We start from the raw sequence: 16231 nt of genomic DNA, 5'->3' as shown, positions 1-16231 counted from the left end.
GGAGTTTTCAGATGCAAACAGCAGTTCGCGGCGCAATGCTCACATTCAAAGACGACCCATTCCAACGGGATATGAAAGATTGCATGGTGTACGATTCCGATGCAATCATCGTCATGGAAGACGGCCTCATTAACGCAGTCGGGCCGGCTAAAGATTTAATCGGCACTATGAATGCCGATACCAAAGTTCGCGAATATAAAAATAGCCTGATTGTGCCCGGTTTTATTGACAGTCATGTGCATTATCCGCAAACACAGATAATTGGTGCTTATGGCGAACAGTTGCTGGACTGGCTAAACAATTATACGTTTATAGCCGAGCAGCAATTCTCGCAAAAGGAACATGCCAAGGAAGTAGCCGAGGTATTCATACGTGAGCAACTACGGAACGGTGTCACGAGTTCCACTGTGTATTGCACCGTTTATCCGCAATCCGTGGATGCCTTTTTTGAAGTTGCCAGCAAGTACAACATGCGCGTGCAGGCTGGAAAGATCTGTATGGATCGCAACGCACCGGCCGCGTTACTAGACACACCACAGCGCGCGTATGATGAATCTGCGGCATTGGCGAGAAAGTGGCACGGCACCGGCCGTAATGAATATGTGATTACGCCTCGATTCGCACCAACGTCTACACCTGAGCAATTCGAAATGCTCGCCCAGTTGGCACGTGATCTACCCACCGCACTGATCCAATCCCATGTTTCGGAAAACATCAACGAAGTTGCCTGGGTGAAATCGCTTTATCCTGAATGCGACAGCTACACTGGCGTTTATCATAAATACGGTTTGCTGCGGGATCGGGCTATTTATGGGCATGGCATTCACCTCAGCGACGAGGAACTCGATTTATTTTCCGCGACCGGCGCTGCCATTGCGCATTGCCCCACCTCTAACTTCTTTCTCGGGTCGGGCTATTTCGATATGAAAAATGCCAGAACCCGCAAAAATCCAGTACACGTAGGCATTGCAACTGATCTGGGCGCAGGCACTAGTTTCTCCATCCTGCAAACCTTGAATGAAGCGTATAAAGCCGCGCAATTGAACTGCAACGCGCTTTCATCGGGCCATGCGTTTTATCAGGCGAGCCGTGGTACGGCCACTGCCTTGGGCCTTGCAGACAAAATCGGCACGATTGCACCGGGCTTTGAAGCTGACCTGGCCGTGATCGATCTGCATTCCACTCCGATTATCGACTACCGCATGCGCTATTGCGAAAGCCTGGAAGAGTCATTGTTTATCCAGATGACCCTGGCCGATGACCGCGCCATTGCCGCTACGTACGTGGCCGGCCAGCAGGTCTACGACCGTATCTGACCGTCTTTCTGTTGTCGCTGTCCCGTGCAGCGGCAATCACTTCTTTGGAATCAAAATCATGAGTGCTCGCGATAACGTTCTGAGCACCGTAACACCCACGCCGGTTGCGGCGCAGGGCGGCGGTTACGCATGGCTGGTATGGATACTGGCCACCCTTTTTGTAGTGTGGCTGTTCAACGTTCAAACCGGCTACGCCATTCTCAACGCCCACGTGCAAGCTGATATCGGCCTGCGACTCGATCAGGTCGGTTTGATTGCCGCCGTTTATACGTGGGTCTTCGCAATTGCCCAATTATTCTCCGGCGCATTATTAGATCGCCTGGGATCCCGCAAGGTATTACTGCCGGCCATGTTGCTGGTTGGCCTTGGCGTGTTTCTGTTTGCCACGGCTCATAGCTTCGAGATGCTGTTGCTGTCTCAAGTCGTGCTCGCACTGGGTTCCTGCGCCGGTTTTGTTGGCGCGGGTTATGTAGGCGGCGTCTGGTTTGGAATGGCCAAGTTCGGCGTGATGTTTGGTCTGGTGCAATTGGTGGCGGCGTTGTCCTCCGCTTTCGGTGCTGCCGGATTCAATGCTGCGTTGTCTGTCATGACCTGGCGCGAGTTAATGTTCGGTTTCGGTGGCTTTGGTGTGCTCCTGTTACTGGCATCGCTTATCTTCATGCGCAATCCCGTCGCCCCGGACACGCGCGGCCTGACCGCGGGCCGGTTCCTCTCCGATGTCATCGGTTCAATGGCCGAAGTGCTCAAGAACCGTCAGGTACTGCTCATTTCCGTGGCAGGCGCCATTACCTTCGGCGTGATGCTGGCGCTTGGTGTCGTGTGGATGCCAAAGCTGATCATGGCGCATGGCGTCAGCGAGTCCGATGCAAACATCGCAAACGCTTGTTTATGGCTCGGTCTGGCCGCTGGCAGCCCATTAATCAACAAGTGGTCGGATGCGATCAAGGCACGCAAAAGCCCGGTCATCATCACCAGCTTGATTCAGCTTGCGGCCCTCCTCGCAATAATCTATCTGCCAATGACCGGCATCCTGGCTATGGCCTTGTGCTTCATTGTCGGCTTTGCCAATGCGGGCCACATGCTTGCATTCACCATCGCTGGCGATAACGTTCCGCCACGCCTGATTGGTACATCGGCATCGGTCGTCAATGGCGCCATGTTCATCGTGGGAGGAGTCCTGATGAATCTGCCGGGCCGCTTCCTCGAAGGCACCGCAGGCGATTTGCCCGCTTTCCAGCATGCGATGTTGAGCATGCCGGCGCTGCTCGTCGTGTCTTGCGCGGTGTCGCTCATCGTCAAAGAATCTCATCCGGCGCATCAGCGTTAAGCCCCTACAGCCGCGCCAGCATTGCGCTGGCGCGCCTTGGCATGGTGGTCGGATAGTGATGGACCGCCCTGTTTTCATCCTCTCGGGAGCATGCTCATGCACACCCGCGTTTTATCTGCTTGCCACCCCTGGTTCAACTGGGCGCTTAGTGTCTGCTTCGTGGTTCTGGTCTTTGGTTTCCAGACGGGTTATGCAATCACCAACAGCGATATCGCACATAGCCTGGGCCTGAACATGGCCGATATTGGCCTGGTTGGCTTTGCCTATACCTGGTGTTTCGCAATAAGCCAGTTGATTTCCGGCGCCTTGCTTGATCGCGTGGGCGTGCGGCGCTTGCTGCCTTTCGCGTGTGCGTTATTGGCCTTTGGTGCGACGCTTGTAGCCAGCGCGAATAGTCTTACTGCGTTGCTAATGGCGCAGTTGCCGCTGGGCTTGGGGGCATCGTTTGCCTTTATTGGTGCAGGCTTTGTGGGCGGAGTATGGTTCGCCCCGGAACGATACGGCGCAATGTTCGCCTGGGTTCAATTCGTTGCTTCAATTGCCGCATTTTTGTCTCAGATCACCATCACGCAATCGATCGTTACATGGCCGTGGTCTACCCTCATCTATTCACTGGCTGCAGTCGCTCTCTGCCTTGCCGTGACGATGTTATTGATGCGTGATCCGCCGGGTTGGAACAGTAATCACGGATGGCCGCATAGACCGCAGCTCTTTGCGCGCCAGGTGGTGTGCGACCTGATTAACGTGGCGCGCAAGCCCGGTATGTTGAGCAATCTGTTCATTGGCGCGGCCAGTTTCGGCGCCATGCTGGCCCTTGGCGTGGTGTGGGCGCCGCGGCTGGTTGAGGCTTATGGCATAGCCCAGCAACCCGCACGCATTGCCGGCGCTTGTTGCTGGCTGGGTATGGCATTTGGCGCACCATTATTTGCCCGCTGCGCTGGCCGCAATCCTAAAAGGCCATTGCTCATTGGCGTGCTGCTTCAATTAGTCGTGTTGGTATTGCTGCTGCAGGGGGGCCGTATCAGTGTCGTGCCGCTGGCCTTCCTTCTGTTTATTTTCGGACTTGCAGCAGGTGCCTCCATGCTGTGTTTCAGCATTGCGTGCATGCTGGTCGGCCCTGATAAAGCGGGCATTGCATCGGCATTGGTGAATGGCAGCCAGTTTGTGACGGGCGGATTAATGATGATGATGCCAGCGCGCTGGGTGGAAAGCGGCGGCGTACTGCTCGCGCTAACCGGGCTACCCCTGTTTCTGCTACTGGTCATACCGGCGTTTATCTGGTTGCCGGCCCACCCGCAGCACTCATAGAAACAAATAGCGGCCCAGAAACAACGCGGCCACCACCACAATAGGAATATTCAGGCTCCGGTGCTGGCCGCTCAATAACTTTAAGAAAACGTACGCGATGGTGCCAAAGGCGATGCCGTCTGAAATCGAAAAGGTGAACGCCATGACCGTAACGCACACGACGGCAGGCGCCGACTCCGTGAGATCTTGCCAATCCAGATCGGCCAGACTTTTAAGCATCAGTATTGCCACAAACAGCAACGCTGGCGCGGTCGCGTGCGGCGGAATCATTGCTGCCAAGGGCGCGAAAAACAGGCTGCCCAGGAACAATAAGGCAATGACCACGGCGGTGAGTCCGGTACGTCCGCCAGCGACTATGCCCGTGGTGCTTTCAATATAAGACGTGGTGCTGGAAGTGCCCAGCAACGCACCGGCGCTGATCGCCAGTGAATCAGCCAGCAGAGCACGTTTCAAACGTGGCAACTTGCCATTGTCATCGAGAAACCCGCCGCGACTGGCGATGGCGATCAGCGTGCCTGACGTTTCGAATAAGCTCATCAGAAAGAAAGACAGCACCACGCCGAGCACAGCGCCATTGAGTGCGCCTTTGATATCGGCATGCAAGAACGTAGGCGCGAGCGAGGGCGGACTAGACGTAATACCGCCATACGGCGTTACGCCCATTGCAATCGATACGCCGGTAACAGCCAATATACCGATCAGGATAGCGCCCGGTACGCCACGCTTGTCCAGCGCCACCATCAGTAGAAAGCCAGCCATGGCGAGTAATGCTTGCGGCGATTTGATATTGCCAATGGAGACCAGCGTGTCCGCATTCGCGGTGACTATGCCTGCCTGATGCAGCGCGACCAATGCCACGAATAAACCGACGCCAGCGGAAATAGAAAGCTTCAGTCCGGCGGGTATGGCATTCACAAACCATTCGCGCACTTTGAAAAGACTGAATAACACGAACATGACGCCAGATAAAAACACCGCTCCCAACGCCACTTCCCACGACAACCCAATACCCTTGACCAGACCAAAAGTGAAGAAGGCGTTAATTCCCATCCCCGGTGCTTGTCCAATGGGGTAATTGGCAACCAGACCCATCAGCAAACTGCCAATAGCAGCGGCGAGACAGGTAGCCACGAACGCCGCGCCGTGGTCAATACCCGCAGCTTTGAGGATGTCCGGATTCACAAACAGAATGGCAGACATGGTTAAAAACGTGGTGAACCCGGCGAGACACTCTGTACGTACGTTGGTTCTATTAGTAGCGAGTGCGAAATATTTATCTAACATGACATTCCGATGCATCAGCCGCCGATGTCTTGACATTTTGCCGACACGCGGAGGGGCTGGATTATATCGGACGCCACTACATGACTTCTTCTGTAGGATTGATTCTGCGCAAATTCCTAAAGAAAATTCCATGTCATAAAAATGCGGGTATAAATTGGCAATCGTCAATCGCCGTGCTCCGAACTGGTCGAATCGAAAGGGAGCACACGATTGCTGAACGCATCCACTTCAACAGCATTGAACCTCTGCGGCGGGGGAATTGAAGCAGATCACATGTCAGTGACGCCTGCGAGAATCCAGAGACGCGTGCGCGCTGATGAGTCGATCATCTCGCCTTAGTCGCTTGCCCCCTTTGATTGGCCGGCAAAGCGCCCATGCTGTGGTCTATAGCAGCCCCCCCGACAGATGCCCGCGTTATCGCATAAACGCGTAATGCGCCGCGATGCCCGCGAACAACAAACCGCCGAGCCAGTTGTTATGTTTGAACGCGGCGAAGCACGGCATGCGCTCTCGGTTCTTGATCAGCGTGTAGTGATAGATCGCGCAGGCAACAGCAGCCGCCCAGCCGATCCAGTACAACGCACCGAATTGCAACGCCACACCGATCCACACATAGATCCCAAGCGTCACGGCATAACAAAGCATGATCGCGAGCACATCGAAGCGACCGAACGTCAGCGCCGAGGTGCGAATGCCGATCTTGATGTCGTCGTCGCGATCGACCATTGCGTATTCGGTATCGTAAGCGACGGACCAGAAGACGTTCGCGGCCAGCATGATCCACGCGAGCGGCGGCACGTGATCTTGCACGGCGGCAAAAGCCATGGGGATGCCGAATCCGAACGCGATGCCCAGATACGCCTGAGGAATCGCGAAGAACCGTTTGGTAAATGGATAGCTGCCCGCAACAAACAGCGCGAGCACCGAGAGTTCTTTCGTCAGCGTATTGAGCGGCAAGATCAGCAGAAATGCGATCAGCGATAACGCCGCCGCCAGCGCCACGGCTTCCCATGCGGCAATCTTGCCGGAGGTGATCGGGCGGTCTTCGGTGCGTTTGACGTGTTTATCGAAGTCGCGATCGGCGTAGTCGTTGATCGCGCAACCCGCCGAGCGCATGAGCAGCGTGCCGAGTACGAAAATCAGCAGAAGCATGGGCGACGGCCGCCCGTTCGATGCAATCCACAACGCGTTGAGCGTCGGCCACAGCAACAGCAAGCTGCCGATGGGCTTGTCCATGCGGACGAGGCGAAGATAGAGCGGGAGGCGTGCGAGCATGGGAGCGGACGACGGCAAATGGCGATGACAGCATTTTAAGGCAGCGGAGATTCGTGGTTGCCTTTCGCTTCCGTATTGACGAGAAACCCCCAAACCCAAGAAGCCCCGCGTTCTGACAAACGCGGGGCTTCTTCCATTCCATTCGCCACGCTCAACCCGTGGCGATCAACTCAAAATCTCACTGTCCCAGCATTGCTCGCAACATCCACGCGGTCTTTTCGTGAATCTGCATGCGCTGCGTGAGCAAATCAGCCGTCGGCTCATCGTTGGCGCTATCGGTCAGCGGGAAAATCGCGCGCGCCGTGCGCACAACTGCTTCCTGGCCTTCCACCAACTGGCGAATCATTTCTTCGGCTACCGGAATGCCATCTGCTTCGGGAATGGAAGACAGTTTCGCGAATTCACGATAGCTACCCGGCGCGTACACGCCCAGCGCGCGAATACGTTCAGCGATTGAATCCACTGCCAGCGCCAGTTCCGTGTATTGCCCTTCGAACATCAAATGGAGCGTGTTGAACATTGGCCCCGTGACGTTCCAGTGAAAATTATGGGTCTTCAAATACAGCGTGTAGGTATCGGCCAATAGATGCGACAAACCATCGGCGATCTTCTTGCGGTCTTTGTCGCTGATACCGATGTTCACAGCCGGTGATGCGATTTTCTTCGCCATAGTGACTCCGTGAGAGTGATACGAACAGTGCGAGCGACCCGGCCGAAGCTGCTGCCGGGGGTGCCGAACGTTCGTCAGTTTATATTAGAAACGCGGTGCAATCCGCCATGGAGGCGGGCCACAAGGGTTATCGGGCGCGTCAATACGACGCGTCGTCAGGACAATCCGGCGAAACCAACACCATGCAATCCTTCGATAATCACCGCCGCGTAACTCGCCGCGACAATGCCAAAGCCGATAACCAACCGTACGCCGCGCGACGCATTCAGGCTCTTCGCCTCAATACCGCTCACCGCCCGTTCGAGTGTCATGATGGCTTGTGTCATCGTCGTTCTCCCTGAATTCAGCCTTTAAGTCATGCGTATCAAATCAGCGAGGGACGCATATTCTGCGCATTGCTGAACACGCGTCCCGTCCTGCTTACTTCATTGCGGCTTCAGCGTTCGCGTCAACCCCTTCAACCACTTCAACCTTCTGGCCCAACGCCGCCAGCGCCGCTACAACACCCGCCGCATACGCCGGATCGGCACGCCGGAAGTGCTCGATCTGCACCGCGACAATCTCGTTCGGCACGCCGAAAATGTGCCGTGCGATGTTGCCAAAGAAGCGCTGCTTTTGCGCGTCGTCGAAGAGACGGAACAGCGCGCCCGGCTGGCTGTAGTAATCCGTGTCTTCACGATGGTTGTAACGCTCCACCGCTCCCGCCGCCAACGCCGGCTCGTTCACGCTCGGGTCCTGCGCGAAGTCGCCGAAGCGGTTCGGCTCGTAGTTCACGCGGCCGCCGCTGTTGCCATCGGTGCGCATGCCGCCATCGCGATGAAACGAGTTCTGCACGGCGGTCTTAGGCGCGTTCACCGGAATCTGATGGTGATTGATGCCAAGACGATACCGATGCGCATCGCCATACGAGAACAAGCGCCCTTGCAACAAGCGGTCAGGCGAGAAGCCAATGCCCGGCACCACGTTCGCGGGCGTGAAAGCGGCCTGCTCGACATCGGCAAAATAATTGCCCGCGTTGCGATTCAACTCGATCGTGCCCACGTCGATCAGCGGGAAATCCTTGTGCGGCCAGACCTTGGTGATATCGAACGGATTCATGCGATACGTCGCGGCTTGCGCTTCCGTCATCACCTGGATGCGGAAATTCCACTTCGGAAAATTACCGCGATCAATATTGTCCACCAGATCGCGCTGCGCGCTTTCCCGATCGCTGCCCACGACCGCAGACGCTTCGGCATCGGTGTAATTCTCGAGTGGCTGCTGCGACTTGAAGTGGAACTTCACATAGAAGCGCTCGTTGTTCGCGTTGATGAACGAATACGTGTGCGAGCCGAAGCCATGCATCTGCCTGTAGCTCTTCGGAATCCCGCGATCGCTCATCAGGATGGTGACCTGATGCAACGACTCCGGATGCCGCGACCAGAAGTCCCACGCCGCCACGTTGCTGCGCATGTTGGTGTACGGATCGCGCTTTTGCGTATGGATGAAGTCAGGAAATTTCAGCGGATCGCGGATAAAAAACACCGGCGTGTTGTTGCCGACCACGTCCCAGTTACCTTCTTCCGTATAGAACTTGATCGAGAAGCCGCGCACGTCGCGCTCGGCGTCAGCCGCGCCGCGTTCGCCGGCAACGGTCGAAAAGCGCATGAACAACGGCGTTTCCTTGCCAACTTCCGCGAACACCTTGGCTTTCGTGAAGCGCGAGATATCGTGCGTGATCTTGAGCGTGCCGAACGCGCCCGATCCTTTGGCATGCACACGGCGCTCAGGGATCACTTCGCGGTCAAAATGCGCGAGCTTCTCGAGCAGCCAGAAATCCTGCAGCGCGATCGGACCGCGCGGACCGGCGGTTATCGAGTTCTGGTTATCGCCGACAGGCGCGCCTGCTGCAGTGGTGAGGATGCGATTGGTCATCGATTTGCTCCGTGAAGTTTGTCTGGGACGAAACCTTATGTCGGGGTTTAGCAAGTGCGGGCGAAGCTGGCTAGAACGTCAACCACTACGCCTTTGGCTTCGCGATAAACGGCGGTGAGTTGCGTGGCCTGGCGGGCGATCAGCGACATGGCTTCCTCCGGTTTGTTCTGTTGGATCGGGGCCGATCCATGGAGGTGAGAATAACAAAGACTATTGAAATATCGAATTCAATTAATTCAATCTATGCGATAGGCCGAGCAGAGGTGAGGCGCGCGAGGCTTTCGAGAAGCGGGGAAATGGTGCCGGAATCCGCGCCCATGCGGGACGCGGTACGGGATAAATCGAGCTAAAGAAGGATTAGTTGACGGCGGCGGGCAACTCTAGCCGCGTGACACCCGGGATATTGCAGGCGGCGATTGCGTCGCAAATGGCTTCGATAGCCGGCATCCGCGTGAAGCTCTTGCGCCACGCCAGCACGACGCGCCGGTCCGGAATCGGGTCATCGAAGGGAACGTAGCTCAGCAAACCGGCATCCACACCGCCTGCGTGCGGTTTCACTTCCATCACCGACATCCGCGGCAGCACGGTAATGCCAACGCCGCTGGCAACCATATGCCGGATGGTTTCCAGCGATGACCCTTCGAACGTCTTCTGGATTCCGTCTGCGTTCTGCGAAAAACGCATCAATTCAGGACATACGCCGAGCACGTGATCGCGAAAACAATGGCCGCTGCCCAGCAGCAGCATGGTTTCCAGCTTCAGGTCATCGGCATTGATCTTGGGCCGGTTTTCCCACGGATGGCCCGCCGGCATGGCGACAACAAACGGTTCGTCGAATAGCGGACGCACCATCAGGCCCGTTTCCGGAAACGGCAGCGCCATGATGGCGACATCGATTTCGCCCTGCTTCAGCAGTTCGATCAGCTTGAGCGTGTAGTTTTCCTGCAGCATCAGCGGCATCTGCGGGACGCGCTTGATCATCTGCTTGACGAGCGTGGGCAGTAGATACGGCCCAATGGTATAGATCACGCCCAGGCGCAACGGTCCGACCAGCGGGTCTTTGCCCTGCTTGGCGATTTCCTTGATGGCGAGGGTTTGTTCAAGAACACGCTGCGCTTGTGTGACGATCTGTTCGCCAATTGGCGTGACACTGACTTCGCTGGTGCCGCGCTCGAAAATCTGCACGTTCAGTTCATCTTCCAGCTTCTTGATTGCTACCGACAAGGTCGGCTGACTCACGAAACATGCCTCGGCCGCACGGCCAAAATGCCGCTCGCGGGCCACCGCAACGATGTACTTCAATTCGGTAAGGGTCATTAGGGGCCAATCAGAGTCATTGAATCGATAGGATTTGACTTATACACCCGTCGGGGGGATTCGCCAACTGTGACCAAGCGGAGCCGATGAATCAGCGGAAGGAATCTCTCGCCGGCTATCGGTCTCAGCGCACAAGCACTGCCACCGTGCTGCTTCGTGCTTGTGTGCAGTCGCTTAAGACCCGCGAAACCTCACTGCGTTCAAGCTTTCAGATATTGCTCGCGCGCGCCAAGCCATCGCGCCAAGTGATTCGTCACCGCTTCGGGGAACTGGGCCAGCATCTGGTCCGCTGCCGCGCGCGCCGGTTCGATCAGCCAGCCATCATTTTCAAGGCTGGCAAAACGCAGCATCGCCGCACCCGACTGACGCGCACCAAGGAATTCGCCAGGACCGCGAATCTCCAGGTCACGACGGGCGATTTCAAAGCCATCGGTGGTTTCGCGCATGGTCTGCAAACGGGCGCGCGCCGTCTGCGACAACGGCCCGGCATACATCAGCACGCACACTGAAGCCGCGCTGCCCCGCCCCACGCGGCCACGCAACTGGTGAAGCTGCGCCAGGCCAAAGCGCTCGGCGTGCTCAATCACCATCAGCGAGGCATTCGGTACGTCCACGCCCACTTCGATCACCGTTGTCGCGACCAGCAACTGGACCTCGGCACGCGTGAACGCATCCATGACGGCGGCCTTTTCTGCCGGCGGCAAACGCCCATGCACGAGCCCTATACGCAACTCCGGTAACGCGGCTACAAGCGTCTCGTACGTCTCCACCGCCGTCTGCAATTGCAGCGTCTCGCTCTCTTCGATCAGCGGACACACCCAATATACTTGCCGCCCAGTCAGCGCCGCTTCACGCACGCGGGCGATCACCTCTTCCCGCCGGTTATCGGCGACGAGTTTGGTCAGGATCGGCGTGCGCCCCGGCGGCAATTCATCAATAGTCGATACATCGAGATCCGCGTAATACGTCATGGCGAGCGTGCGCGGAATGGGCGTGGCCGACATCATCAGTTGATGCGGCTGGAAGTTGTTCACACCATCGGCGGCGTTATGCGCCTTGGCCCGCAACGCAAGCCGCTGAGCCACACCAAACCGATGCTGTTCATCGACGATCACAAACCCCAGCCGCGCAAACTCAACAGCTTCCTGAATGATCGCGTGCGTGCCAATCACAAGCTGCGCCGCCCCCGATGCCGCCGCTTCCAGCGCCGCGCGTTTTTCCTTCGCCTTCAGGCTGCCGGCGAGCCACGCCACCGTCACGCCCAGCGGCTCCAACCAAGCACGCAGCTTGCGCGCGTGTTGTTCGGCGAGGATTTCGGTCGGCGCCATCAACGCGGCCTGATAACCGGCGTCAATAGCCTGCGCGGCAGCAAGCGCCGCCACGATCGTCTTGCCGCTGCCCACATCGCCTTGCAAAAGGCGCTGCATTGGATGAGGCAGCATGAGTTCGCCGGATATTTCGGCGCACACACGTTCCTGCGCGCCGGTGAGCTTGAACGGCAGCGTAGCCAGAAACCGTGCGACCAACGATTCGGGCACATCCTGTAACCGCGGCATCATTGGCGCGGCGCGCGTGCGGCGCTCCTCATGCGCGCGTTTGAGCGACAACTGCTGCGCGAGCAATTCCTCGAACTTGATGCGCGTCCACGCCGGATGCGTGCCGTCGATCAACGCGTTTTCATCGGAATCGGCGTGCGGATGATGCAGGGTTCTAACGGCATCGAGCAACGCCGGCACGTTAAGCGGCTGCAGATGCGCCCGGTCGATTTTTTCCGGCAGCAACTCCGGCAGATGAACCCGCGACAACGCGCTGTCGATAGCCTTGCGCAAATACGCCTGCGATACCCCCGCCGTGCTCGGATACACCGGCGTCAACGCTTGCGGCAGCGGCGTGTCTTCATCCACCGGACGCACCGCCGGGTGCACCATCTCCATGCCAAAAAAACCGCCGCGAACATCGCCACGCACCCGCAGGCGCACGCCGATAGCCATCTGCTTGACCTGCGAACCGTAGAAATTGAGAAAACGCAGCGTGAGTTCGTCGCCGGCGTCGTCGTGGATCTTGACCAGCAACTGTCGACGCGGCCGGTACGCGATCTCGTTGTCGAACACCACGCCTTCGGTCTGCGTGTTGTCGCCGGGGATCAGATGGGCAATTGGCGTGATGCTGGTTTCGTCCTCGTAGCGCATCGGCAGATGCAGCACGAGGTCGATATCCGATTTCAGGCCGAGCTTGGCGAGTTTATCGACGGGTTTGGGCGGCGCGGCGGCGGGTTTTAGCGGCTGGATCTTGTCTGTGGCGATCTCCAGATTCGCGAGCGTTTTCGCGCCCGCCGCTCGCCGGCGCTTGCGCTTTTGAACAGGCGCGTCGGGTTCACCGGCTGCATCGGGAGCGTCTTCAGCGTCGGGAGCAACGAGCAAACGGCGGTCGGACAAGGGCATCTAATCTCTTCAAAGTACAATATCGGCTTCGTTCGGCACGGCGATACGGTCATCATCCGTTCGCCGCGCGGCATGTGCGGGTTCGTTAAAGCGCGTGAATATGCGGCCGGCGGAGGGTTTTTGCTCCATCGATCGTACCGGACGCAGCCGCGAAACCAGTCGCTTCGCGGGCATTGCGGGGTGCAATCTGGAAGCGGCCCAGTGGATTTCGAGAGGCCGCGGCGCTATTTGAAACCGCCGCAACGGCCGATCAGACAGCCGGCCCGCGAACCCGCATTACCGCACTGAACCCGCGCTCACTTGCGCCGCCTTGGCCAACGCCTGGCCAAAATAACGCGCGTTTCATCGCGCATCGACCTGCTTTCCCCATGTTCACGCTTTCTGACTTCGATTTTAATCTGCCGCCCGAGCTGATCGCGCAAACGGCGCTCGCCGAGCGCAGCGCGAGCCGTTTGCTCGACGTGGACAACCACGCCGCAATAGCCGCTTTCACCGATCGCCACTTCACCGAGCTGCCCAACCTGCTGGAACCCGGCGACCTGCTTGTATTCAACGATACCAAAGTCTTGAAGGCTCGGTTCCTCGGCCAGAAGGCCAGCGGTGGCCGTATTGAGGTGCTGGTTGAGCGGCTGACTGGCGCAACCACTGCGCTCGCGCAGATCCGGGCGAGCAAAAGCCCGTTGCCGGGCACGAAACTGGTTCTCGCCGATGCATTCGAGGTCACGGTCGGCGAGCGCGTGGAACCGTTCTACACGCTGCATTTCCCCGCCGATTGCCTGACGCTGATCGAACAATATGGCCGCCTGCCGTTGCCGCCGTATATAGAACACGATCCCGATTCCTTCGATGAAACCCGCTACCAGACGGTCTACGCGGCGAACCCCGGCGCGGTCGCGGCGCCCACGGCCGGCCTGCACTTCGACCCGGCGCTGTTTGCCGCGCTCGACGCACGCGGCGTGGAGCGCGCAACGCTGACGCTGCACGTGGGCGCGGGCACGTTCCAGCCGGTGCGCGTGGAGAATCTCGCCGAACATAAGATGCATAGCGAATGGTATCGGCTGCCGCAGGAGCTGGCGGACAAGATCACGTCGACGAAAGCGCGGGGGAACCGCGTGATTGCGGTCGGCACGACTTCGCTGCGTGCGCTCGAAGCGGCCGCCCGAGACGCGGCCGTTGCAGGGCGCCCGCTCGCGGAAACCAGTGCCGAGACGGACATTTTCATCACACCGGGGTATCAGTTCCGCGTGGTCGATCGGCTGGTGACGAACTTCCATTTGCCGAAGTCGACGCTGATGATGCTGGTTTCCGCATTCGCCGGCATGGACGCGATCCGCGCGGCGTACGCGCATGCGATTGAGGAGCGGTATCGGTTCTTTAGCTACGGCGACGCCATGCTGCTCACGCGGCAAACGGCGGCCTGAAGAGCGCTGTCTGCAACGCAGCTCTAACGCATGAATGATTGAACGCGCCACATAATCGTGGCGCCCATATACCTCACCCTTTACCCAATTGCGCCGGACTTGTCGGCCCGGAGTTCGTGCTTTAGCGCTTACTCCGGCCCCATGCAAAGCTGCTTCCGGTGGCACAGGAGCTTTTGAATGAACGAAGCAAACAACCCAGCCGATACCCTTGAAGCAACGGCCCGCCCCGAAAACGGCCTCAAGTTCGAGCTGCTCACCACCGACGGCCAAGCGCGGCGCGGCCGCGTCACGTTGAACCACGGCGTAGTCGAAACGCCGATCTTCATGCCTGTGGGCACGTACGGAACGGTCAAAGCCGTCGCGCCGCGCGAGCTCGAGGAAATGAACGCTCAGATCATCCTCGGCAACACGTTCCACCTGTGGCTGCGCCCGGGGCTGGAAACGATCGCGGCGCACGGCGGGTTGCATCGGTTCATGAACTGGCAGCGCCCGATTCTCACTGACTCCGGCGGTTTCCAGGTCTTTTCGCTGGGTGATCTACGCAAGATAACCGAAGATGGCGTCACGTTCGCGTCACCCATCAACGGCGACAAGCTGTTTTTATCGCCGGAAATCTCGATGCAGATCCAGAAGGTGCTGAACGCGGACATTGTGATGCAGTTCGACGAATGCACGCCGTATGCAACCAACGACGTGCCCACGCCACACCAGGATGCGGCCGATTCCATGCGCATGTCGATGCGCTGGGCCAAGCGTTCCGTCGATGAATTCGCCAAGGGTGAAAATCCGAATGCGCTATTCGGCATCGTCCAGGGCGGCATGTTCGAAGATTTGCGCGATGAATCACTGGCGGGTCTCACCGACATCGGCTTCCACGGCTTCGCGATCGGCGGGTTGTCCGTCGGCGAACCGAAGGAAGAAATGATGCGCGTGCTGGAACACATCGGCCCGAAGCTTCCCGCCGACAAACCGCACTACCTGATGGGCGTCGGCACGCCGGAAGACCTGGTGGCGGGCGTGGCGTCGGGCATCGACATGTTCGACTGCGTAATGCCGACCCGAAATGCACGCAACGGCTGGCTGTTCACCCGTTTCGGCGACGTCAAGATCCGCAACGCGACGCACAAGAACTCGCTCAAGCCACTCGACGAAACCTGCGGCTGCTATACCTGCCGCAACTTCACGCGAGGGTATCTGCACCACTTGCATCGTGTAGGCGAAATTCTTGGCTCGCAACTGAACACGATTCACAATCTGCACTACTACCTGCAGCTCATGCAGGAGATCCGCGATTCGATCGAAAATCACGCGTTTGACGCATTCGTGAAGCAGTTTAAAGAGGATCGCGCACGCGGAATTGACTGACCGGATGGCTAACGTCCGGCCATTGAATCTGCAATCGGCCCGATAAACATTACAATTGCTTTACGCCACGCTTTAACAGCTTGATCACAAAGCGCATTCCGCGCTTACGTGGCGTGGCCCAGTGGTAGAATAGCGGGCTAATTTTCTGATCGTCATAACGGAGAGACCAACGTGGATTTTATTTCAAAAGCCTTCGGCGGCGGCGCAGATGGCGCGCAGTCGAGCATCATGAGCTTTTTGCCTCTCATTTTGATGTTTGCAGTGCTGTATTTCATCATGATTCGTCCGCAAATGAAGCGGCAGAAGGAACATCGCAATATGCTGTCCGCCATGGCAAAGGGCGATGAAGTAGTAACGAACGGCGGTATTGTCGGTAAGGTCACGAAGGTGACGGACGCATACGTTGGCGTCGAAATTTCGGAAGGTACGGAAATTACCATCCAGAAGGCTGCTGTCACGACTATCCTCCCGAAAGGCACGATCAAGTCGCTCTAAGGCCAACTTTTCTCGCGTTCGGCGCGGCCTCCGCGGCCCATTGCCCGCTCGTCGCCGGACGCATCGCTTACCCCTCCTCGCCAACTTTCCTGTTCGGC

At 58.0% G+C, this 16231-nt stretch carries 13 protein-coding genes; 6 read left to right on the top strand and 7 right to left on the bottom strand.

Going from position 1 to position 16231, the window contains the following annotated elements; translation table 11 throughout:
- Positions 1-11: 11 nt before the first annotated feature.
- The 3 genes from guaD to SBC1_RS02435 are packed head-to-tail and all read left to right on the top strand — an operon-like array spanning position 12 to position 3951.
- A complete protein-coding gene (gene guaD / locus SBC1_RS02445; protein WP_165987171.1) occupies positions 12-1316 on the top strand; it encodes a guanine deaminase in 1305 nt (434 codons plus the stop codon).
- Complete coding sequence (locus tag SBC1_RS02440; RefSeq protein ID WP_165987169.1) at positions 1258-2643, top strand: nitrate/nitrite transporter; 1386 nt, start codon at positions 1258-1260, stop codon at positions 2641-2643. Before guaD ends, SBC1_RS02440 begins: the two co-directional genes overlap by 59 nt.
- A 21-nt stretch (positions 2644-2664) precedes the next feature.
- Positions 2665-3951 (top strand): nitrate/nitrite transporter, encoded by a 1287-nt coding sequence (locus SBC1_RS02435; protein ID WP_165987167.1) that lies wholly within the window; start codon positions 2665-2667, stop codon positions 3949-3951.
- Here the strand turns inward: SBC1_RS02435 and SBC1_RS02430 are convergent.
- The 7 genes from SBC1_RS02430 to recG all read right to left on the bottom strand — a co-directional run bounded on the left by SBC1_RS02430 (position 3946) and on the right by recG (position 12852).
- Positions 3946-5235 carry an NCS2 family permease gene (locus SBC1_RS02430; RefSeq protein ID WP_165987165.1) on the bottom strand — a complete coding sequence of 430 codons (1290 nt, stop codon included), beginning with the start codon at positions 5233-5235 and terminating at the stop codon, positions 3946-3948. The two genes, SBC1_RS02435 and SBC1_RS02430, sit on opposite strands and share 6 nt — an antisense overlap.
- Before the next feature lie 414 nt (positions 5236-5649).
- Positions 5650-6510, bottom strand: coding sequence for a 4-hydroxybenzoate octaprenyltransferase (gene ubiA / locus SBC1_RS02425; protein WP_165987163.1), 861 nt, complete (start codon positions 6508-6510; stop codon positions 5650-5652).
- 178 nt (positions 6511-6688) lie between these two features.
- Positions 6689-7180, bottom strand: coding sequence for a Dps family protein (locus SBC1_RS02420; protein WP_031357483.1), 492 nt, complete (start codon positions 7178-7180; stop codon positions 6689-6691).
- 155 nt (positions 7181-7335) lie between these two features.
- Complete coding sequence (locus SBC1_RS02415; RefSeq protein ID WP_165987162.1) at positions 7336-7506, bottom strand: hypothetical protein; 171 nt, start codon at positions 7504-7506, stop codon at positions 7336-7338.
- A gap of 94 nt (positions 7507-7600) precedes the next feature.
- Positions 7601-9094, bottom strand: a complete 1494-nt coding sequence (locus SBC1_RS02410; protein ID WP_165987160.1) for a catalase — start codon at positions 9092-9094, stop codon at positions 7601-7603.
- Between the two features lie 357 nt (positions 9095-9451).
- Complete coding sequence (locus tag SBC1_RS02405; RefSeq protein ID WP_165086328.1) at positions 9452-10411, bottom strand: hydrogen peroxide-inducible genes activator; 960 nt, start codon at positions 10409-10411, stop codon at positions 9452-9454.
- A gap of 200 nt (positions 10412-10611) precedes the next feature.
- Positions 10612-12852 (bottom strand): ATP-dependent DNA helicase RecG, encoded by a 2241-nt coding sequence (recG, locus tag SBC1_RS02400; RefSeq protein WP_165987158.1) that lies wholly within the window; start codon positions 12850-12852, stop codon positions 10612-10614.
- A gap of 368 nt (positions 12853-13220) precedes the next feature.
- Between recG and queA the strand changes: the two genes are divergently transcribed.
- From queA to yajC, 3 genes are all read left to right on the top strand, one after another.
- Complete coding sequence (gene queA, locus SBC1_RS02395) at positions 13221-14273, top strand: tRNA preQ1(34) S-adenosylmethionine ribosyltransferase-isomerase QueA (protein WP_165086323.1); 1053 nt, start codon at positions 13221-13223, stop codon at positions 14271-14273.
- Positions 14274-14450: 177 nt separating this feature from the next.
- On the top strand, positions 14451-15638 hold the full coding sequence (tgt, locus tag SBC1_RS02390; RefSeq protein WP_165987156.1) for a tRNA guanosine(34) transglycosylase Tgt: 1188 nt from the start codon (positions 14451-14453) through the stop codon (positions 15636-15638).
- Between the two features lie 171 nt (positions 15639-15809).
- A complete protein-coding gene (gene yajC, locus SBC1_RS02385) occupies positions 15810-16133 on the top strand; it encodes a preprotein translocase subunit YajC (protein WP_062091715.1) in 324 nt (107 codons plus the stop codon).
- The last annotated feature ends 98 nt before the right edge of the window (positions 16134-16231 follow it).

Origin of the sequence: Caballeronia sp. SBC1 (genome assembly GCF_011493005.1) — a bacterium.
Taxonomy (GTDB): Bacteria; Pseudomonadota; Gammaproteobacteria; order Burkholderiales; family Burkholderiaceae; genus Caballeronia.
Note: the sequence above shows the minus strand (reverse complement) of the source record. Positions and strands in the feature narration are given on the sequence as shown.

Excerpts from the sequence above, each read along its gene's own strand:
- recG (WP_165987158.1), bottom strand. The coding sequence starts at position 12,852 with ATGCCCTTGTCCGACCGCCGTTTGCTCGTTGCTCCCGACGCTGAAGAC.
- SBC1_RS02405 (WP_165086328.1), bottom strand. The coding sequence starts at position 10,411 with ATGACCCTTACCGAATTGAAGTACATCGTTGCGGTGGCCCGCGAGCGG.
- guaD (WP_165987171.1), top strand. The coding sequence starts at position 12 with ATGCAAACAGCAGTTCGCGGCGCAATGCTCACATTCAAAGACGACCCA.
- SBC1_RS02420 (WP_031357483.1), bottom strand. The coding sequence starts at position 7,180 with ATGGCGAAGAAAATCGCATCACCGGCTGTGAACATCGGTATCAGCGAC.
- SBC1_RS02440 (WP_165987169.1), top strand. The coding sequence starts at position 1,258 with ATGACCGCGCCATTGCCGCTACGTACGTGGCCGGCCAGCAGGTCTACG.
- SBC1_RS02415 (WP_165987162.1), bottom strand. The coding sequence starts at position 7,506 with ATGACACAAGCCATCATGACACTCGAACGGGCGGTGAGCGGTATTGAG.
- queA (WP_165086323.1), top strand. The coding sequence starts at position 13,221 with ATGTTCACGCTTTCTGACTTCGATTTTAATCTGCCGCCCGAGCTGATC.
- ubiA (WP_165987163.1), bottom strand. The coding sequence starts at position 6,510 with ATGCTCGCACGCCTCCCGCTCTATCTTCGCCTCGTCCGCATGGACAAG.
- SBC1_RS02410 (WP_165987160.1), bottom strand. The coding sequence starts at position 9,094 with ATGACCAATCGCATCCTCACCACTGCAGCAGGCGCGCCTGTCGGCGAT.
- SBC1_RS02430 (WP_165987165.1), bottom strand. The coding sequence starts at position 5,235 with ATGTTAGATAAATATTTCGCACTCGCTACTAATAGAACCAACGTACGT.
- tgt (WP_165987156.1), top strand. The coding sequence starts at position 14,451 with ATGAACGAAGCAAACAACCCAGCCGATACCCTTGAAGCAACGGCCCGC.